A 19,547-nucleotide genomic window follows, 5' to 3' on the forward strand; every position below is an offset into this window, starting at 1 on the left:
CATTTGTCCCAATAAAAATTATATTTGCCAGACTAAATTGATTTAAAACATGGAGTGTATTTCTGTCTTTGACATGCTTAAAATTGGTGTGGGTCCATCCAGCTCCCATACATTAGGTCCATGGCGAGCTGCCGAACGTTGGATCAAAGAGTTGAAAACCTCCAAAAAGTTTGATAAAGTAGAGCAAGTTAAAGTAGATCTGTATGGTTCTTTATCTCTAACAGGAAAAGGTCATGCTACAGATTATGCTATCCTTTTAGGGTTGAGTGGTGCAGATCCAGAACTTATTCCTGTGGATACTATAGATATCATTATTGCTTCCATAAAAAACACAGGCACAATCTTATTCAATAATGAAAAACCGCTTCCTTTCGATGTTTCAAAACAAATTATATTTAACAGAAAATTCTTGCCTTTTCACGCCAATGGCATGAGCTTTTCAGCATTAATCAATGGAAGATATTATAAGTCTACTTTTTATTCAATTGGTGGTGGATTTGTGGTGAAAGAAGAACGGACAAATCATAAAAAGAATTTTGAGATCAAGTGTTCATTTCCATATCCCATTGATAAGGGAAATGAGCTATTAAAATTTTGCCATGATCTCAATTTGCCAATTTCGGGTGTGGTTTTAGAAAATGAAAAATCTATATATTCTGAAGAACATATTGACACCGAATTGAAGCGCATTTGGGACACCATGTTAGAATGTATGTATGTTGGCTGTCATACCGAAGGTAATTTACCTGGAGGCTTGAATGTAAAACGACGTGCCCATGATATGCATGAACGATTAAAGGGTAATGTTCCTTATACCAATCCGGTGGAATGGCTTTTCTCCATAAGAAATACTGAAGTCAAATTTAGACAGATTTTAAAATGGGTGAGCTGTTTTGCTCTCGCAGTCAATGAGGTTAACGCATCTTTAGGTCGTGTCGTCACAGCACCTACCAATGGAAGTGCAGGTGTAATTCCTGCAGTATTGATGTACTATCTCGTTATCGAAAACCACGATGGTAATTTTGAAGATATCAAACGCTTTTTACTAGTTGCAGGTGAAATTGGCAGCATCTTTAAAAAAGGTGCTACTATTAGTGCAGCGATGGGTGGATGTCAAGCTGAAATTGGTGTATCTTCAGCGATGGCAGCTGGAGCATTATGTGAATTATCTGGAGGTACTCCAGAACAAGTATTAGTGGCTGCCGAAATAGCCATGGAACACCATTTAGGTCTCACTTGTGATCCCATAGGAGGCTTGGTTCAAATCCCTTGCATTGAGCGAAATGCTATGGGAGCTATTAAAGCTATAAACGCTTGTGAACTGGCCTTAGATTCAGATCCTAACCATATGAAAGTCCCACTAGATAAAGTAGTTAATACTATGTGGGAAACAGCAAAAGATATGAATACCAAATACAAGGAAACCTCTGAAGGTGGCTTGGCTGTTGGAGTGCATTTGAGTGATTGTTAATTAGAGCCTACTCCTGTCTGCAATCTTTTCGTCGTGTATCAATTAAATATATAATCTTCCAATTACCATTGTCTTTGAACAACTGAAATGAATTTACACCACAATGGCTAAAGTTTTTATCAAACCAGAAATTATAAGGTGTCCAGGCATGTGCCATGTTACCATCTATCTGGATGTTGTAGCCTAGCAATTCTTCTTTAAAGGTTTTCTCTTTCGGAATGGAAACTATGGAATTCAAAAATGTTTTGAATTCTGAAGTGTTCAATACAAAGCTACCCTCTCTGTTTTGACCAATGGACTGCATTTTAATATCCTTGCCAACAGTCTCGAGTATCATTGTACTGTCTTGTTTATGAAAACCTTCAAAAAAACGGTCAATGGTTGCCTTTACCTTATCTGTTTCCGAAGATTGAGAAAAGACCAATGATGTAGTGAGCAGTGCAATGAGAATGAAAGAATACTTCATGAGTTTGAAAATTTCAGTTAAATTATAAAATTAATAGTTTTTAGACCTAAGAATAAATAAAGTTTAACAAAACTCTGTATTTTTACGGATAATTAATTTATTCAATATGTCTGTTGCAAAAAAAGATTACAAAAGAATTACAGTAAAATCTCTTATTGAGATGAAACAAAACCATGAAAAAATATCCATGCTAACAGCCTATGATTATACCATGGCTAAAATTGTAGACGAAGCTGGTGTTGATGTGATATTAGTTGGTGATTCGGCAAGTAATGTGATGGCTGGACATGAAACAACTTTACCAATTACTTTAGATCAAATGATTTATCATGCGTCTTCAGTAGTAAGAGCTATTGACAGAGCTTTGGTTGTGGTAGATCTTCCGTTTGGTAGTTATCAAAGTGACCCGAAAGAGGCATTGCGATCTGCTATCAGAATTATGAAAGAATCTGGAGGACACGCTGTTAAAATGGAAGGTGGTAAAGAAGTAAAAGAGTCTATTAAACGTATTCTTAATGCTGGAATTCCGGTTATGGGGCATTTAGGTTTGACGCCTCAGTCTATATATAAATTTGGAACTTATACAGTTCGTGCTAAAGAAGAGCAAGAAGCGAAACAATTAAAGGAAGATGCATTAATGCTTGAAAAAGCAGGTTGTTTTGGGATTGTCCTTGAAAAAATCCCTGCAAAATTAGCTCAAGAGGTTGCTGAAAGTGTTTCTATTCCTGTTATTGGTATTGGTGCTGGTGCTGGAGTTGATGGACAAGTTCTTGTTTTACATGACATGATTGGAATGACCCACGAATTCAATCCGCGTTTTTTACGTCGCTATATGAATTTATACGAAGACATGACCAAAGCTATTGGTCAGTATGTTGACGATGTTAAAGCTGTTGATTTTCCTAATGATAAAGAGCAGTACTAAGCTAATGTATCCTTTACAAGATCTTATAAAAACACTAGACTTACAACCGCATCCTGAAGGTGGTTTTTTTAAAGAAACGTACAGGAGTGATGGCATGATATCTAAAACTTGTCTTCCTGATGTTTTTAAAAGTGAAAGACACTACTCTACTGGAATATATTACCTCCTAGAATCCAATGATTTCTCCGCGTTTCACAAAATCAATCAGGATGAAATGTGGCATTTTTATTTAGGAGCTCCACTAGAACTTACGATGATTTCAGACCAAGGCGTATTAACAATGGTTACCATTGGAAATGATATTCTGAACGATCAAGTCTTACAATTTGTAGTTCCAAAGAATTATTGGTTTGCGGCAAAAGTTTCAACTCCAAATAGCTTTTCACTACTTGGTTGCACAGTTGCTCCAGGTTTTGATTTTCAAGATTTCACTTTAGCTTCCCGTGGCTCATTAACTGCTAAATTTCCGCAGCATAGAGCTATAATTAAAACACTAACCAGACAGTAATGTCTCATTTAAAAAAAATACTATCCACTAAAGATAATCTTCAAGTTATTTATGAAGACAATCATATTATCATTGTCAATAAACGTGCAGGCGACATTGTTCAAGGTGATAAAACAGGCGACAAGCCTCTGAGCGATGTTGTTAAGGACTATCTAAAAGTCAAATATAATAAGCCAGGAAACGTATACTTAGGAGTTGTACATCGCTTAGATAGACCAACAACAGGTATTGTGCTATTTTCAAAAACGAGTAAAGCCCTTCCAAGGCTAAATAAGTTATTTGCTGAAAAGAAAGCCAAAAAGACCTATTGGGCCATTGTTAAAAATCCGCCAGAGACGTCACAAGGAACATTGATTAATTGGTTAAAGAAAAATCCAAAAAACAACAAATCGACTGCATATCCTAAAGAAATAAAAGACAGTAAAAAAGCCATTTTACACTATCAGCTGATCAAAACATTAGATAATTACAGTCTTTTAGAAATAGAATTAGAAACTGGCAGACATCATCAAATTAGATGTCAGCTATCTCACATTGGTTCTCCTATAAAAGGCGACCTTAAATACGGATTTGACAGGAGCAATAAAGACGCTAGTATTAGTTTGCATGCAAGGCGTTTGGAATTTATTCATCCTGTATCAAAAGACACAATAGATGTTACTGCTAATCTCCCTGAAGATCCTATCTGGAACGCTTGTAAGTAACAGTATTTAAATTGGGTAATGGATTGTTAACTTCACACCATGATTGGGTTGAGAAGTAATCTCTAAGTCTGCATCGATCAATTCGGCTCTACTTTTCATATTGATAAGCCCTGAACCTTTTTCTGCCGAAGCCACATCAAAACCTTTACCATCATCAGTGGCAGTAATCGTGAGTATATCTGTTTGATAATCTAAAATTACTTTTAATTGATCTGCTTCAGAGTATTTAACTGAATTAGAAAAGAATTCCTGTAAAATTCTAAAGAGGATAATCTCATGCTTTTTATCGCTAAATTCTCTTTTATCTCCTTTGATCTCTAACTCGGCTAAGGAAAATTTCATACGTTTGAGTCTATTCAATTCATTGGTAATTGACTCTTCGAAACCCATATTTAAAAGCACATCATTATTTAGGGATTTGGATAATGCACGAACTTCCTTAAGACTATCTTTAACAATATCTGTCGTCTCTTGTACTTTACCTTTAACATCTTCAGGTACTTTTGTACCTAACATATTAAGTTGCATACTGGCATAAGCTAATAACTGCCCAACATTGTCGTGTAATTCCCATCCAACATGTTTTAAGGTTTGTTCTTGAATTTCAGATTGTGTTCGTGAAATCTCTTCGTCGAATTCTTGTTGCTGCTTAAAATTATCTAATAGAAGTTTACTTTTTCGTCTTTGAAAAGCAATAAAAAAGACGATAACCATAAATAGAAGCATGATGACAACTAAAGTCATATAACCTATTAAAGCTATTTCTTCCTCCTTTATCGTTTGTTGCTGTAAAGCGCATACCAAAATCCAAATGCGAAACATAAGTATGTAAAAATATTAATAATCAATAAAAGTAAGTATCTGAATTTTATAAAGTTAGTATTAATAGCCTTAAAATAACCATCATAAATAAATAATGGCATCACACAAATATACCACATCAACAGTCCAATGCTAACATAGAAAGATGGTAACTTATAAAATTCTAAGATCTCATCATTCCTCATCAGCTCAATGAAATACAATATAACATAAATACAAATAATAATTGTCCCAAAAATCATATCATAAGGCAAACTTGAGGTAAAGAATGCATCAGTGATGGTGAAAAATATCAAAACAAATAAACTGTAGGTAATAATTACGGTACGAATTATAATCTTTGATGTTTTGGTACTCATCATATTTGAATAAAATATTCCAATCATTCCAATAGCTAGATATGAATAGATATTATAAAGCCAAGAATTAGTGCAAAACACACTATTTTTAAAACTGATATACCAGCTATAATCATAGTTGTTTTGCATAATTTCAGAATATTCTCCAATTAGTTCAACAAAGAATGTTAACCATAAATAGTATACAAATATTTTTAATACAGAGTTTTTATTTTTTTTTAAATAAAGTGTACCAAATACAGCAGCAATAAGCTCTACTGATTTTGTTATTACTGAATAATTATTTAATAAAAAATCTTCCAAAAATATATTTATTATTGAGGATAGTTAGCTCCTGGTGGCTTCCCACTACTTCCATGATCTAATCCATCGCCACCAGGCAGATCGCCTCCACCCTGAAATTTAAAATTCAAAAGACTTCCTTTTGATTTATTAGGATAACCTGTTGGTGCAAAAAGTATAGTTGTATAACCTGCTGTATCTCCTTCATTTGGATGAGCACCAAGATATAATCTTACACCTGTCATAGTGTATTGAAGTGTATCAGCCTGAGCTTGAGCGTAAGCAAGATAATTGTTGAGTTCATCTAATGAATACCATGACGATCTGTTATCTCCACCTTCAACTCCTCTAAAGAACTGACTAGAAATACTGTCATATCTTGGGTTATAAGCCTCAGTCAACACCTTAATTTCCTTAGGCGAAATCAAGCCTTTTGGTTGAGATATTGGCACCATTGAATCGACCACATCGTATTCCATAGAGCAGTAGTAATACATCGCAGCTGCTCCGACAACGATTCCTAAAATAAGTCCTCCTAATTTTTTCATAATTTGATTAGTTTTGAATTAATAGTGGGTGTAATGTATTGAAAAACTTAATAAAAATCTACTTTTTTTGTTAAAATCTAGGTTTTTTCTTACTAAATTATGCATTTAAACCGAATCTTTTTGCCAAAAATCTGTTGAGATAACCTATTTATCGAAGACTCAGTTAATTGCAATATTCTTGGGTATCCACCTGTGGTCTGACAATCTCGCATTAATATTAAGAGTTGACCAGATGGTGTTAATTGCACAGTCCCGGGTAATACCAACGATGTAATTATACCTCCTAGTTCATGAGTAATTCGGTCTTCAAACTGATAAGCCATTCTATTACTGTCTTTTGAAATCGTTAGAGTATTGTCAAAAAGCAAATCTTGCTGCTGTTTACTTAATTGATTAAACTCTGGGCCTTTAAAAACCTCAAATTCGTTATGACTAAAATGTTTTTTGTTGATTTTCACTGAAGACAAGGGTTTATGATTGATACTTGTTTTGCTCAAACACTCAAGAGTATCGCCTTTACTGAGCTTTAACTTAGATGTAATAGCGCTATACATACTTCTACTATTCATCTTTTCCTCAGTCATAAAACCACCTAAAACTGCAACATAAACTCTAAATCCGTACTCCAACTTACCAAATTGCAATACATCACCTTTTTCTACTGAAATTGGCACATTGTGCTTTACTACCTCAGAATTAAGCATGGGATTCATATATGCACCAGTAATACATATTTCAGTGGCAATGGAAAACCTGAGTTTTGGTCCGAACATTACAGATTCAATAACTGCAGCATTATTATCATTTCCAAGAATTCTATTCGCCAAACTTGCAGAATAAAAATCCATAGCACCCGAAAAGGGAACACCATAAGCCTGATAACCTATTCTACCAAGATCTTGAATAGTATCACAGAAACCTGTTTTGAGCACTTCAACCATCAAGCACCTCACTTTCTAAAATATAAGTCCCATCTATGACCTCATGCAAAATTGAATTGTAGCGACTTCTACTTACTGATACAAACTGAATTTTATCACCAGCTTTAGCAAAACAGGGCACATCATTATTAACATTAAAAAATTCTAAAGGAGAATTTCCTATGATATTCCATCCTCCCGGACTCGCATTTGGATAGATTCCTGTTTGTTCGCCACCTATAGCTACTGCTCCTTTTTTAATATGTAATCTCGGACTTTTTTTCCTCGGAAAACACAAGCGTTTATCTAATCCGCCTAAGTATAAAAATCCTGGTAAAAAACCAATAAAAAAAACTGTGTAGATTGTATCAGAATGCAGTGTAATAATATCTGATATGGACATATTCTTTTGAATAGAAATTTCATTTAAATCCAGTCCGAATTCTCCATCATAACACACTGGAACTTTCCAGCACTTCGAAGTCTTTTTATTTTTAATCACTCGCTCAGAATATAATGCTTTGAGTGCTAAAATCTTATCATTGACATTATCAATAGCAACATTGTAAATAACTAATATCGAGTTATATGCATTATTTACCTGAACTATAGATTTAATACTACAACTTTCAATGTGATTCTTAAATAACAGAACATCATCTAGTACCTTTTCATCAATTTCTGAGGGCCATTCAATCAAAATTGAACATTCTGAAAAGCGATGATATGTAAGTTCAAAACTCAAGTATTAATTAAGAAATTTCAATGTTATTTTGTTTCAGTTTAAAGATCAAAGATTCTAAGTTTTTTACTACATTTCTTCCATCACTATGTACACAAAATGTATCTGCTTTTATTGCTACTTCTTCCCCGTTTAAAGTCGTTACTTTTTTATCTAAAATCATACGACTTACATGATGAAACATGATTTCCGGATCATCAATTAAAGCATCATTATTTGCTCTGGACACCAAAGTCAGATCCTGATTATAGTTTCTATCTGCAAAAGCCTCAAATACAACCTTCAGGCCTTTTTCAGTAGCTATTTTAGAAATAACCGACCCAAAAGGCGCATACAATGCTGTACTAGCATCTATTTTTATTATGACATCTACAATAATGGATGCAGTATTTGCATCAACAGCAGCAAGATTATACAAAGCACCATGAGGTTTGATATGATGCAATTCTAAACCCTCCGCATTAAGTATCTGTCTGAGTGCATTGATTTGCTCCACAAGACTGTTGCTTAAGTTTTCTGCAGATATATTCATCACTTTTCGACCAAAGTTTGGTTGATCAGGAAATGACGGGTGAGCTCCGATTTTAACAGCATACTTTTTAGCTAATCCTACTACAGTTTCCATAGTAGATCGATCTCCAGCATGCCCTCCACAGGCTATGTTACATGATGAGATCAACGGCATTATAAATGCTTCATTACCAGTACCTTCACCTAAATCGCAATTTACGTCTATTGTTATCACAGATCTACATTAGATTAAATACTTTCAGAATACTTTTTACACCTAGAAAGACAGCTATTCCAAATATAACGAATCCGAGAACATTTTGAAGTATTGAGTTTTTATATCTACCTAGAATGGATGTTTTATTCATAATCCACAATAAAAACCCAGCAATTACTGGTAATAGCAGTCCGTTTGCAACCTGAGCAAATTTTATAATCTCAACAGATTTAAAACCAATTGATGAGAATAACACTCCCAATCCCAAAATAAACATCCAGACCAATCTGAATCTTTTCGCTTTCATATTTGAACTCCAACCCAAACAGCCTGAAGCTACGTAAGCAGCGGCTAAAGGTGCCGTAATTGCACTGGTAATTCCCGCAGCAAACAAACCCAAAGAAAGAAAATAAGACGCATAGCTCCCAAATAATGGCTCTAAACCCTTTGCAAGATCTGCTGCATTATTTACTTCAACTGTTTTAATAGCTGCTGCAGATATTATAATACACATCGACACTAGACCTCCTAAAACCACAGCTATAATGGTATCTTTACGAGCATATTTCAAGTCGGAAACATCTTGCCATTTCTCCTTCACTAGCGAAGCATGTAAGAACAGATTATATGGTACGACTGTAGTTCCTACCAAGGCGATAACTGTCAAAATATTGTCGTCAGAAAACTGTGGAGTAAAAAGTCCGGCAAATACTTCAGAAAGGTCTGGCTTGGTCAGTACTGCGGTAATTAAAAATGCTAAACTCATTAAAACGACTAATGAAATTAGCGCTTTTTCTAAAACTTTATAATTTCCTATGTAAAGTAAAATAAAGGCTATCACACCGATGGCCATGGGAAAAATACTTAATGAAAAATCATTGATATCAACTTGAGAGCTTCCAAATATAGTTTCTAAACCCAATACACTCCCACTAATATTACCAGCTTCATATGCCGCATTACCAATAACTATTGCCGACATGATCAAAATAACGGCTAAGGTTTTAAATACAGGATTAGGAATTTCAGATTTGATAACTTCCGACAAACTTTTTTGGGATACAATTCCTAAACGTGCAGACATTTCTTGCAAAACTACTGTTGCTACAATAGATAACAACATAGCCCAAAGCAGCGAAAAACCAAAATTTACACCAGCTAAAGTACAAACAGTTACTGTTCCAGGACCAATAAAAGCTGCAGCCACCAATGGACCTGGTCCAATGTTTTTAAACCAGTTTTTAATCATGTTTTACAGAGTTTAAGGCATATATAGCAAAACTACCTAACCAGTGACCACCTTCATAGCTATCACCAACAATACTTGGCAACGAGTAATTAATATGCTGATTGGCTATCGTATTGAGATGCGAATACTCTGTCAAGTCTTCAGCAATTTCATTTAAACTCCATGCTCTTGAAAAATTTACACCATCAAGATGCACCAGTTTTCCATCGGTTCTGTCACTAACTTTGCCAGTATCTAAAGAAAACTTCTCATTTTTTAACTGCGGAAGGAAATCATTAAGCCACATTTTAAATTCTTCAGAAGGCAACACACGTTTCATCAATGCTGCTTCTTCTAAACAAGGCGACAAAAAATCAAATCCACTAGGCTCCCAAGTCAAAGGGCAACCTGCATCACTACTGTAAAAATCTTTGGCACGTTGTTCAATCAATAATCTAAGTTGATCATTTCCAACAGTTTTTGCATAATCGTATGCAAAAGAGAGTCCGAATGCTGTATTAGAATGCTCACCAACACGAATAGGATAATTGAGTTTTGGCAGAAAATCGATATATTTTTCTACAATCAAATCGGTCAATGGTTGTAAATTATATTCCAATTCTCTCGCAAGAGGGTCCTTCCAGGTATGAAGTTCTTCGGCCAATTTTAAGAGCCAAGCCCAACCATAAGTTCGCTCATAGGTAGCGTTGTATTTTCCGAAGAAATAATTCACCTCAGCTTTAATATGTTGTTCAGACATGTTCTCAAGCAACATGCTTTTTATAGTGTCTGCATTATCTAATTGAGGATATTGTTTTAACAGACTTACCAAACTCCAATGCCCATGAACAGCCGAATGCCAGTCGAAGCAACCATAAAATGCAGGATGCAAATCTTGAGGCGACCTTAGATCATTATCATCACCAATAGTTTGATTGAGTTTGTTTGGATATTCGGTTTGGATACAATGAATGGGGAGTTGCGCTAAGCGATTAGCCTCTTTTAAGTTAATAATAGGTATGACGATATCTTCCGTATTAGCTTTTGCTTCTGTATCAATGGCTGATTGTTTTTCTTTAGTATTACAGCTAAAAACTAAAATAAAAAGCCATAAAATGTGATAAATTTTCATTTTAAAAGATGTCAGTTAGTGTAGTAAAAGTACAATTTTAATATGCTTATCTATAACTTTTAAAAGCTATCCATGTAAATATTAGTAATAGTGCTTATATTTAAACTTGTAAATTGAAATTTCAGTATTTTACTAGCTATTAAATATTAAAATCGATGTCCACAGAAACTAAACGCTCAAAAAAATGGTTAAGAACCTTAAAGTTTCTAGCGGCTTACTTGGTCGCTGCATGGACATTTCTACAATTTATTGATTGGATATTAAATCGCTACAACATTTCACCTTACTGGGTAGATGTTTTACTTTGGATATTTATTGGCATCATTCCATCTTTACTAATCTATTTGCATCATCAAGAGCGGATTAATAAACGTATTCTGAAGCTTAGAGAAATTATTATTTTTCCACTAAATGCTTTAATCCTTATTCTCGTTATATACTTTGGCTTTGGCAACAGTGACTTAGGGGCTACCACTAAAGAAATAAAATACACTAACGAAAGTGGAAAAACAGAAACAAAGACAATTACCAAAGAAGAGTTTAGAGTTGGTATTCCAATTTACGGTTTCAAACAAATTACTCCAGACACAACTTATTCTTGGCTACGCTATGGCATTGGACGTTTATTAGAAGAAGATTTACTTCAAAATAAAAATATTAGTCCAAATTTCGATTTTTTAACTAATACAACAACTAAAATAAGAGAAGCCTCATTATTCTATAATTTCTATATAGATGGTACTTATGAAAAAGTAGGAAAAGATTTCAAAATCACTACTCATATCAGGAAAGCTAGGAATGGCAAAATTTTAAAAGAGCAAACCTTTACTGGACCAAATATTTTAACGCTCTTAGATGATATTAGTGTATTTATCACATCTAATTCGGGCTTTGTGGAAAGCAACTCATTAACATACTTAGACCTTCCTATAAATGAGTTTATAAGCAATTCTCTGCCTGCCTTGAAAGCTTATGCTGATAACAACTACAGAAAAGCATATGATATCGACAAAGGTTTTGCTCTAGCATATTTACAAGAGGCAAAACGCAATACTAAATACAACAGAGGAAAACTAGAAACGCAAGATATAATTGATAAAGCTGTAACGTTAAAAAATAAACTTCCATTACAGAAACAACTTGAAATATTCATTCAGAGAAATATTGCTTACGGCAATTTTGAAGAAGCCGAAGAACAAGTAAAACTACAACTAGAAGTTGACCCAAACAATGAGTTTTATAATCAAGTACTGTATGCCATTTATGGAGAAACAAAAAACACAAAAGCATACTTAACAGCTTCTGAAGATTTATTTAATAAAAATCCTTCAGCTTTTAACGGACTGACTCTGGCAGAGGCAGCAATGCTTAATGGTGAAGATGATAAAATAATAGAAGGCCTTAAAACCTATGAATTAATCAATCCTGAAATTAAAGCTCTCAAATTAGAACCTCTAATTTTTAAAGGCCAAATTAATGATGCAAAATCTTTATTTGAAGAATACAAATTAGGAAATCCTAACAACGTACGTAATAGAGCTTATGATTCTATATTTTCCTATTTACAAAATCATAACCTTGAAGATCTAGATATGAATGAATTTGTTGGTCTTTACCGTTCAGAATCTAATGAGGCTCTCATTGAATATTGGATCAATAACGGTAGATTAATTCAATATGAAAAGAATCAGGATATGCGTACCTTATTACCAGCAGGCAAAGACGCCATAGCTGGAGGCTTTGTTAATGATCTCACTTTTCACTACCAAATAATTAGAAGTGAAAACGGCAAACCTATTGGACTCAAATCTACTCTTTTTGATTGGTCAAAAAGCTATAATAGGTTTTATTGGAAGTTAGATAGTAGTATTCTAGAAGCTAATGAAGCCTTTGAGAATAATCAACTAAAATTAGCAGATTCTCTTTACAAAATAGCTATTGACAATAATCCTAAACATGCCTTTTTAAAAAACATACAAGAGCATATTAGATACACAGGGACCATCTCTACCGATTCTCTACTGCTACAACACCAAAAGTTTTCAGGATCCTATGGTCCAAGAAGATTTTGGATTGAAGATGGTAAGTTTTACTACAAGAGAAAAGATGAAAATAGCGACTTGGTAAAGGTTGAATTATTGGCTATAAATGAAAATCGATATATGGATTTAACAAGATTAGGTACAATTATGGCGTTTGAAAATGATAATTCTGGAAAAGTAGCCTCTAAATCTTACAGCTATGCTATAGGTGAAGAACTAAAATTTGAATGGGGTTTCTTTGTCAATGAAACTGTTAATAATTATTTCCCTAAAGATGATTAATCACCCCAACCAACCCTCACGATCCATACTGCGGTATTGAATGGCTTCGGAAATGTGAGCGTCATTAATATTCATTAACATAAAAGATCTGAATGACTTTTAATTACATTAATTCTATTTGAAACAGATAATATCTTTTCAACTTTTTATAATAATATATATATTGGTAAAATTTGATAAAAAAATATAGGGAGGGCTTAATATCAAAAAGGGAGAGTCAAATTGTTTTCTAAATACCTGCTATATAGACAGCGGGATTTTCACAAACTTCAGCACAGCCTCCATTATCAGCACATTCTAGTATCGCTACGGCAGCACATTTTTTTGTGGGACAAATGGTATAACTGGTTTCGTTTCCTTCGTCATCAAAACACGCTATATGGAATCTGTCACCTTGTGTTCTTTGTAAATTTCCATTAGACTCCAAAATTCTTATTGAAGTTAGATAGTAAGTGTCAGAACGTTTAGTAATTGTAAAAGCGACATCTGCATTATTATTTATTCTACTGTAATCTTCTACTTCGGATAATAAAACTTCTAATGGGTCTTCAATAGTTAATTCTTTTGTTTCGTCAGACTTATTGAATCCAAAACTTAGAGTAGTTACAAATGCAACTAAACATAATTTAATAAATGTATTTTTCATATTTAAGTTTTAATTGATATTGTTAGGTGTATAAGTGATTTTGGCTTTGTTATTACATACATTTGCACAACCACCACCTTCAAGGCAGTCCCAAGTTGCTTGACCAGCACAGCCGACATCTTCACCACATTCTGTTACTACTGATTCACCATCACCATATGTACAAGTTACTTGATAGTCATCCCCTGGACCACGATTTAGATTTTCAGTACCGTTTACAAAATCCATTACTTTTGCAGAATTTTCAATAATTTCAATAAAACCTAAATAATCATCTTTCTTAAGATTAGCAAACTCATAGGTTACTATCTTACTATTTTCATCTCCTAAAACTTTCATTTTGGAAACAACTTTATCAATCCTTAATCTCAGTTCTTCAGATGAAATATTTTCGGGATTGGATTCTTTTTCACACGAAGTGAAGTTTAGTGCAAATGCACAAAGTAGAAGTACTAAAAAGTACCTCGAATGATAATGAAATAATTCTTTCATATTAAAAAATTTAATGCCTCATTAAAGGTCTTAGGCTGTTAATTACGACCTTTCAAACTAATATTCAGCTTGTTAAAATATTTAATTTACAATTTATTTTTTAAATGAGATTTAATTACTAGAATAAAAACTATTAAATTACCCCAACCAACCTTCCCTATCCATACTGCGATATTGTATGGCTTCGGAAATATGAGTACCATTAATAGTTTCAGAACCTTCCAGATCTGCAATGGTTCTCGACACTTTAAGAATACGATCATAAGCCCTTGCCGATAAGTTCAGTTGTTCCATCGCGTTTTTTAACAAGGTCATAGATGCGTTATCCAACTTACAATGCTTTCTAATCTGTTTCGTATTCATTTGTGCATTATAATGTACAGTTTCCGAAGAAGAAAAACGTAAGGTTTGTACCATTCTGGCCTCAGTTACTCGTTTCCGAATCTCGACTGAAGACTCCCCTTTTCGATCATCAGACAATTTATCAAAAGGTACTGGTGTCACTTCAATATGAATATCTATACGATCTAATAAGGGTCCAGACACCTTACTCAAATACCGTTGCATTTCCGCAGGAGACGATGTTACTGGTGCATTAGGATCATTGAAATAACCACTAGGACTCGGATTCATACTCGCTACCAACATAAACGACGATGGATAAGTAACGGTAAACTTAGCTCTCGAAATCGTAACCTCTCGATCTTCCAGAGGTTGACGCATGACTTCCAAAACCTCCCGCTTAAATTCTGGCAATTCATCTAAAAACAAAACACCATTATGTGATAAGGAAATTTCACCTGGTTGTGGATAACTGCCACCACCAACCAAAGCCACATTGGAAATAGTATGGTGCGGACTTCTAAATGGACGCTGAGACATCAAACCTGTATGCGCTTTGACTCGACCTACTACTGAATGAATTTTGGTTGTTTCTAAAGCTTCATGTAATGTCATTGGTGGTAAAATACTAGGTAAACGCTTTGCTAACATCGTTTTTCCTGCACCTGGCGGACCTATTAAAATAATATTATGCCCACCAGCTGCTGCAATTTCCATACAACGCTTAATGCTTTCCTGACCTTTGACATCACTAAAATCAAATTCTGGAAAATCCAATTTCTTATAAAACTCCTCTCGTGTATTAATGATTGTTTGTTCTAAAGGTTGGGCTTTATCAAAATAGTTAATCACCTGAATGATGTTGTCAACACCATAAACATCCAAGCCATCAACAATAGCAGCTTCTTTAGCGTTTTGCTTCGGAAGAATAAATCCCTTATACCCTTCTTCTTTGGCTTTGATTGCAATTGGGAGCGCTCCTTTTATAGGTTGCAAATTTCCGTCAAGTGATAATTCACCCATGATGAGATATTCATCCAGTTGTTCTGCTTTTATTTGCTTGGACGCTACAAGGATTCCAATAGCTAAAGTGAGATCATAGGCAGAGCCCTCTTTACGAAGATCGGCAGGTGACATATTGATTATGATCTTTTTCCCAGGAATTTTATAGCCATTGTTTTGAAGTGCTGCAGCAATTCGAAAATTACTTTCTTTAATAGCATTATCAGGTAATCCAACCAGATGGTAACCTATTCCAGAATCAATATTAACCTCTACAGTAATTGTAGTGGCTTCAACACCAAAAACGGCACTTCCAAAGACTTTTTTGAGCATAGATAGAATATTTCTTTAAATATAGAAAATATTCTACAAATCTCTATACTAATTAAGCCTTTTACTTAAGAAAGCACACTGTCAATTACAGCTTCAAGATCATGATCATCATCAATTGTATTCAACCAAGATGACGTATCGTCATGAAATAAAAACGAGTTGAGTGCCTGACTCACAGCATGTTTATCTGCAGTTTGTAAGTTATCGACAACTGTTTCAAGATTTTCAAGCAATTGAATTGGTGTTACTTTTTCTTTAGATAATTTAAAAGCAATCTTTCCTGTGATTTCCAAAAACTTGAGGTAATTGACTTTAGTGGTGATTGGTGTATTAATATTCAGACGATTAAACACTTCTCTTGTGAATGCTCTGGTTTGCGGACCAGAAATACCGTCAATAATTACTGGCTTTCCGTAGATATAATGCAACACCATTTGAAGGTATAGGGTTTCGGACTGTGATGATTCGTGATAATCAACTATAACACTTGTATCTACATGCCAGTGATCGGCATGATTAGGATAGAGATGATTAAGTACAATACCAAAATGCTTCCGAAGAAACGATTCGATTCCTAAATACAATTCTTTTTGATGAATGAAATTATTAGTCACCAATTGATGATCATCCCAAAAAATAGCATCGAGATCAAAGGCTTTCCCCAAACCATGATGTCCTGGCTTATTGACTAAGATTCCTGCACACGTAATGATATTTGGAGTACCTAACGGACAATGGTCAAACACCTCTTTTAATGCAGATTCTAACACTGTTAAGAAACTCTCCTCTACTCTAAAATCGTGAAGTTTCCCAGGTGTTCCATATGGATGCTGAGGTAATCTGGCATAATGTAATGCAATGTTATTAATGGCATTTATTGTCTTCATGTTATTTTGATTCTAGTTGTTTAACAATTGATTAATTGCTTGTATTTGTTCTGAAATTAGTTCACTTTGAATAACGCTATCGTAATATTTGATGGTACTTGTACTTAAATGTCTGGCTAGAGTTGGTTCATAGGTTTTCCAGACTGCACCATTATCATCTAGCTCTTTTTTGACTTTAGCATTTTCAACATCTAAAAAATATTTAAGCTCTATAATCTGGTTAGAATCTGTAAGCTCATCGGCTCCTAAAAAATCTTGAACCTCCTCCAATTCGATCTGAAATGGTAAATAGATCGGAATATAAGTCATAGATTCTCCCTTATCTCTATCGTTTATAAAATCACTCAGGTAATTTGGTATTTTATCAAGATTGAGTCCTGTCTTAAGGTCTGCTACAATATTATCCTGTTCCTTTTCATCCATCATTAAATGAGTAATCCCACTTTGTTTTTGAAATTTTTGAATGAGATACCATATGTAATTGTTTCGACCGTTAATGATCTCTACAAATACTTTTTTGGTGCGACTCAACGTCGTATCTTTTTGTATGTAATTATAGAGATCTAATGAACTGAGTAATCCGCTATTATCAATAGCACCAGCATCAATGTAGTGTCCGTAATTTTTGATCTTAGCTGCCGGACTTAATGCAGGAAACCTGTTTGTTGAAGAGATCGCTTCATAATAAGCTATTGCACCATTATGTAACTGTGATAGATTATCTGAATTAAAAAATAATGTGGTCTCTCTAGGATATTTAACCGAATAAAACACACCTCGTTTTCCATTCGTTTTGGCTGTGTTAATTATTAATGATGGAAAATAACCATTAGCATTATCATAAATATTAGTTTTCCAATATGAATTAAAGGACATAGAGTCTAACTCCATAGACGTTTGACTTTCCAAAATATTCCTGTAAGTGACCATAGAGTAATATGAGCGATCTTTATATGGATTAATTTTATTGAATGGATATACCTTTCTAATAAAATCATAACCGAAAGTAAGTGCCAAATCTTTTGATGCAAAATTCTCTTTAGCCACTTCATCTATTTTATTGGCAATTCGTTTGTAATCATTATTGTATCTACCATCTAAAACCGAATATAACGACAAGCCCATCATGCCACCAGAAGCTCCGGAAAGCGATACAGTCTGATCCAGAAATTCGCCATCAGATTGAATTTGGATCTCGTTAAGCACTTTCATAGTCCAGATATTGGCTTTCAATCCACCACCATGAGAAGCCACAAAAAACAAAGGTTTCGTTTTTCGCTCTCTGAGTTTGGCTTTAAATTCTTTCATTTCGAGAACGTTCTCATTAGAGACACTATCATAAACTTTTAGCTCGTGAATTGCACTTTCGGCATTATAAGAAACAATACATAAAACAATGATGAGCATTGTAATAGCTGAGGCAATTAAACGTCTTCTATTAGAAAACTTTTTTTGCTTTTTTAATGGCAATAACTTGTGTCTGTTCTCTGGATATACCTTAGAATTATACAAATAACTTTTATCAGTAACAAGAGGGTTTTTCTCAAGATCTTTCTTCTGAGTTTGAAAAATAGAGATCATAAAAAAGTACTTCAGTAAACATGCTAATGTGTAATAAATGATGAAAAAGTAACTCAGTAGAATGAGCATGGCATTGGATAGTTTCCAATTGTAAAATACCGCAAAATTACTATAGATTAAAAAGAGAATAACGGCAAAAGCAAATACCAAATAATACCTGAGGTAACCAACACTATTACTAATCCATTTTAGCTTGTAGTACACAGCAATCACATAGACCCTGAAAACTCTAAAAAGGATATACATAAATGCCAATAAAAATGTAAAAACCTGAAGTAACCAATAACCAGCTAAACTAAATTTGAGTGAAAAAATAACAATCAATCCAACTATAATCACAAATACAATAGAGAGCAATAAGGCTGTGACACCTAACGAATAGAATCTTTTCTTTTGAGATTTGATCTTATCTATGGCATCATCGTCAACGGCTTCGGCTAGTTTTTCTTGATACACATCAAACTGATCTAACAAAGCAATTAATACAAGAGCAGGAATCACAGAAAGCAGTAATGAAATACTTTTTATTGTGGTGATATCATAACCACTGAATACCAATTTAGGATAGAAGGTTTGATAGATGTAATAATGCCAGATAATAAAAATCACTAAACCGAGACAATGTCTGAAATATTTCGCTTTAAAATCTTCTTTGTAATTGGTCTTATCAATTTTAGAAAAAATAAAAATTGGATAGCTTAACCATTTGTAAACATACCATTGGTGATCGTCACGACTATTATTTATATTTTCTGCATAATAAATATATCTCGGATAATGCGCCAGAACTGAGGCAAAAACAGAAATCACAACAAAACAAAACATGAGAGACCACATGTCGTTCTCTATCATATCTACCAGAAGTGTATTGGCTTGTTCTAATGCTTGAACCATTAACAATATAATACCCAAAAACAATAAACTCAAGTAAGATGATTTACCAAATTTACCAAATGCAGATACGAGATTATTAACAAAATTTAAAAACCGAAGAATCAGTTTCCCTATATTTTTTAAAAACATGATAATTTTTTAAAATTACTACTCTTAGCGTCAACAAGGATTAATTTTAATATTCTATAGGGAGTATTATGACTGTAATTTAC

At 33.9% G+C, this 19,547-nt stretch carries 19 protein-coding genes; 5 read left to right on the top strand and 14 right to left on the bottom strand.

The window, feature by feature from the left end; translation table 11 throughout:
• Nucleotides 1-49 precede the first annotated feature (49 nt).
• The gene (locus Q0951_RS05975; RefSeq protein ID WP_299335418.1) at nt 50-1,471 is read left to right on the top strand and encodes an L-serine ammonia-lyase; all 1,422 of its coding nucleotides are present in this window, start codon (nt 50-52) and stop codon (nt 1,469-1,471) included.
• 7 nt (nt 1,472-1,478) lie between these two features.
• On the opposite strand, the gene Q0951_RS05980 is transcribed toward Q0951_RS05975, so the two are convergent.
• Nucleotides 1,479-1,937 carry a nuclear transport factor 2 family protein gene (locus Q0951_RS05980; protein WP_299335420.1) on the bottom strand — a complete coding sequence of 153 codons (459 nt, stop codon included), beginning with the start codon at nt 1,935-1,937 and terminating at the stop codon, nt 1,479-1,481.
• Nucleotides 1,938-2,043: 106 nt separating this feature from the next.
• On the opposite strand from Q0951_RS05980, the gene panB reads away from it, so the two are divergent.
• From panB to Q0951_RS05995, 3 genes are read left to right on the top strand one after another with little or no spacing between them, the layout of a single operon-like run.
• Nucleotides 2,044-2,862 carry a 3-methyl-2-oxobutanoate hydroxymethyltransferase gene (gene panB / locus Q0951_RS05985; RefSeq protein WP_299335422.1) on the top strand — a complete coding sequence of 273 codons (819 nt, stop codon included), beginning with the start codon at nt 2,044-2,046 and terminating at the stop codon, nt 2,860-2,862.
• A 4-nt stretch (nt 2,863-2,866) separates the two neighbouring features.
• Nucleotides 2,867-3,370 carry a cupin domain-containing protein gene (locus Q0951_RS05990; protein WP_299335424.1) on the top strand — a complete coding sequence of 168 codons (504 nt, stop codon included), beginning with the start codon at nt 2,867-2,869 and terminating at the stop codon, nt 3,368-3,370.
• Nucleotides 3,370-4,074, top strand: coding sequence for an RluA family pseudouridine synthase (locus Q0951_RS05995; RefSeq protein WP_299335426.1), 705 nt, complete (start codon nt 3,370-3,372; stop codon nt 4,072-4,074). Before Q0951_RS05990 ends, Q0951_RS05995 begins: the two co-directional genes overlap by 1 nt.
• 6 nt (nt 4,075-4,080) lie before the next feature.
• Here the strand turns inward: Q0951_RS05995 and Q0951_RS06000 are convergent, their stop codons facing one another.
• The 8 genes from Q0951_RS06000 to Q0951_RS06035 form a co-directional block, all read right to left on the bottom strand.
• Nucleotides 4,081-4,818: a histidine kinase gene (locus Q0951_RS06000; RefSeq protein ID WP_299335428.1), complete on the bottom strand. Its 738-nt coding sequence runs from the start codon at nt 4,816-4,818 to the stop codon at nt 4,081-4,083.
• A gap of 29 nt (nt 4,819-4,847) precedes the next feature.
• Nucleotides 4,848-5,558 (bottom strand): hypothetical protein, encoded by a 711-nt coding sequence (locus Q0951_RS06005; protein ID WP_299335430.1) that lies wholly within the window; start codon nt 5,556-5,558, stop codon nt 4,848-4,850.
• Nucleotides 5,559-5,569: 11 nt separating this feature from the next.
• On the bottom strand, nt 5,570-6,085 hold the full coding sequence (locus Q0951_RS06010; RefSeq protein ID WP_299335432.1) for a hypothetical protein: 516 nt from the start codon (nt 6,083-6,085) through the stop codon (nt 5,570-5,572).
• Between the two features lie 92 nt (nt 6,086-6,177).
• Nucleotides 6,178-7,026, bottom strand: a complete 849-nt coding sequence (locus tag Q0951_RS06015) for a biotin-dependent carboxyltransferase family protein (RefSeq protein WP_299335690.1) — start codon at nt 7,024-7,026, stop codon at nt 6,178-6,180.
• Nucleotides 7,019-7,750 carry a 5-oxoprolinase subunit PxpB gene (gene pxpB, locus Q0951_RS06020; protein ID WP_299335434.1) on the bottom strand — a complete coding sequence of 244 codons (732 nt, stop codon included), beginning with the start codon at nt 7,748-7,750 and terminating at the stop codon, nt 7,019-7,021. The genes Q0951_RS06015 and pxpB overlap by 8 nt, the downstream gene beginning before the upstream one ends.
• 7 nt (nt 7,751-7,757) lie before the next feature.
• Nucleotides 7,758-8,492: a 5-oxoprolinase subunit PxpA gene (pxpA, locus tag Q0951_RS06025; RefSeq protein ID WP_299335436.1), complete on the bottom strand. Its 735-nt coding sequence runs from the start codon at nt 8,490-8,492 to the stop codon at nt 7,758-7,760.
• Between the two features lie 4 nt (nt 8,493-8,496).
• Complete coding sequence (locus tag Q0951_RS06030) at nt 8,497-9,723, bottom strand: Nramp family divalent metal transporter (RefSeq protein WP_299335438.1); 1,227 nt, start codon at nt 9,721-9,723, stop codon at nt 8,497-8,499.
• The gene (locus Q0951_RS06035; RefSeq protein WP_299335440.1) at nt 9,716-10,834 is read right to left on the bottom strand and encodes a DUF2891 domain-containing protein; all 1,119 of its coding nucleotides are present in this window, start codon (nt 10,832-10,834) and stop codon (nt 9,716-9,718) included. Before Q0951_RS06035 ends, Q0951_RS06030 begins: the two co-directional genes overlap by 8 nt.
• Before the next feature lie 155 nt (nt 10,835-10,989).
• Between Q0951_RS06035 and Q0951_RS06040 the strand changes: the two genes are divergently transcribed.
• Entirely contained in the window at nt 10,990-13,158 is a 2,169-nt protein-coding gene (locus Q0951_RS06040; RefSeq protein WP_299335442.1) for a hypothetical protein, read from the top strand.
• A 229-nt stretch (nt 13,159-13,387) separates the two neighbouring features.
• On the opposite strand, the gene Q0951_RS06045 is transcribed toward Q0951_RS06040, so the two are convergent.
• From Q0951_RS06045 to Q0951_RS06065, 5 genes are all read right to left on the bottom strand, one after another.
• Nucleotides 13,388-13,804, bottom strand: coding sequence for a hypothetical protein (locus Q0951_RS06045; RefSeq protein WP_299335444.1), 417 nt, complete (start codon nt 13,802-13,804; stop codon nt 13,388-13,390).
• 9 nt (nt 13,805-13,813) lie between these two features.
• Complete coding sequence (locus Q0951_RS06050; protein WP_299335446.1) at nt 13,814-14,296, bottom strand: hypothetical protein; 483 nt, start codon at nt 14,294-14,296, stop codon at nt 13,814-13,816.
• Nucleotides 14,297-14,434: 138 nt separating this feature from the next.
• Nucleotides 14,435-15,973, bottom strand: coding sequence for a YifB family Mg chelatase-like AAA ATPase (locus tag Q0951_RS06055; protein WP_299335448.1), 1,539 nt, complete (start codon nt 15,971-15,973; stop codon nt 14,435-14,437).
• Between the two features lie 65 nt (nt 15,974-16,038).
• The gene (locus Q0951_RS06060) at nt 16,039-16,860 is read right to left on the bottom strand and encodes a hypothetical protein (protein WP_299335450.1); all 822 of its coding nucleotides are present in this window, start codon (nt 16,858-16,860) and stop codon (nt 16,039-16,041) included.
• Nucleotides 16,861-16,872: 12 nt separating this feature from the next.
• Nucleotides 16,873-19,464 carry a hypothetical protein gene (locus Q0951_RS06065; protein ID WP_299335452.1) on the bottom strand — a complete coding sequence of 864 codons (2,592 nt, stop codon included), beginning with the start codon at nt 19,462-19,464 and terminating at the stop codon, nt 16,873-16,875.
• Nucleotides 19,465-19,547: the final 83 nt, after the last annotated feature.

The sequence above is a fragment of the uncultured Psychroserpens sp. genome, from assembly GCF_947501425.1.
Lineage (GTDB): Bacteria > Bacteroidota > Bacteroidia > Flavobacteriales > Flavobacteriaceae > Psychroserpens.

Bases quoted from the DNA above. Each gene is read 5' to 3' on its own strand.
- Q0951_RS05975 (WP_299335418.1), top strand. From the start codon at position 50: ATGGAGTGTATTTCTGTCTTTGACATGCTTAAAATTGGTGTGGGTCCA.
- Q0951_RS05980 (WP_299335420.1), bottom strand. From the start codon at position 1,937: ATGAAGTATTCTTTCATTCTCATTGCACTGCTCACTACATCATTGGTC.
- panB (WP_299335422.1), top strand. From the start codon at position 2,044: ATGTCTGTTGCAAAAAAAGATTACAAAAGAATTACAGTAAAATCTCTT.
- Q0951_RS05990 (WP_299335424.1), top strand. From the start codon at position 2,867: ATGTATCCTTTACAAGATCTTATAAAAACACTAGACTTACAACCGCAT.
- Q0951_RS05995 (WP_299335426.1), top strand. From the start codon at position 3,370: ATGTCTCATTTAAAAAAAATACTATCCACTAAAGATAATCTTCAAGTT.
- Q0951_RS06000 (WP_299335428.1), bottom strand. From the start codon at position 4,818: ATGACTTTAGTTGTCATCATGCTTCTATTTATGGTTATCGTCTTTTTT.
- Q0951_RS06010 (WP_299335432.1), bottom strand. From the start codon at position 6,085: ATGAAAAAATTAGGAGGACTTATTTTAGGAATCGTTGTCGGAGCAGCT.
- Q0951_RS06015 (WP_299335690.1), bottom strand. From the start codon at position 7,026: ATGGTTGAAGTGCTCAAAACAGGTTTCTGTGATACTATTCAAGATCTT.
- Q0951_RS06030 (WP_299335438.1), bottom strand. From the start codon at position 9,723: ATGATTAAAAACTGGTTTAAAAACATTGGACCAGGTCCATTGGTGGCT.
- Q0951_RS06035 (WP_299335440.1), bottom strand. From the start codon at position 10,834: ATGAAAATTTATCACATTTTATGGCTTTTTATTTTAGTTTTTAGCTGT.
- Q0951_RS06040 (WP_299335442.1), top strand. From the start codon at position 10,990: ATGTCCACAGAAACTAAACGCTCAAAAAAATGGTTAAGAACCTTAAAG.
- Q0951_RS06045 (WP_299335444.1), bottom strand. From the start codon at position 13,804: ATGAAAAATACATTTATTAAATTATGTTTAGTTGCATTTGTAACTACT.
- Q0951_RS06050 (WP_299335446.1), bottom strand. From the start codon at position 14,296: ATGAAAGAATTATTTCATTATCATTCGAGGTACTTTTTAGTACTTCTA.
- Q0951_RS06055 (WP_299335448.1), bottom strand. From the start codon at position 15,973: ATGCTCAAAAAAGTCTTTGGAAGTGCCGTTTTTGGTGTTGAAGCCACT.
- Q0951_RS06060 (WP_299335450.1), bottom strand. From the start codon at position 16,860: ATGAAGACAATAAATGCCATTAATAACATTGCATTACATTATGCCAGA.
- Q0951_RS06065 (WP_299335452.1), bottom strand. From the start codon at position 19,464: ATGTTTTTAAAAAATATAGGGAAACTGATTCTTCGGTTTTTAAATTTT.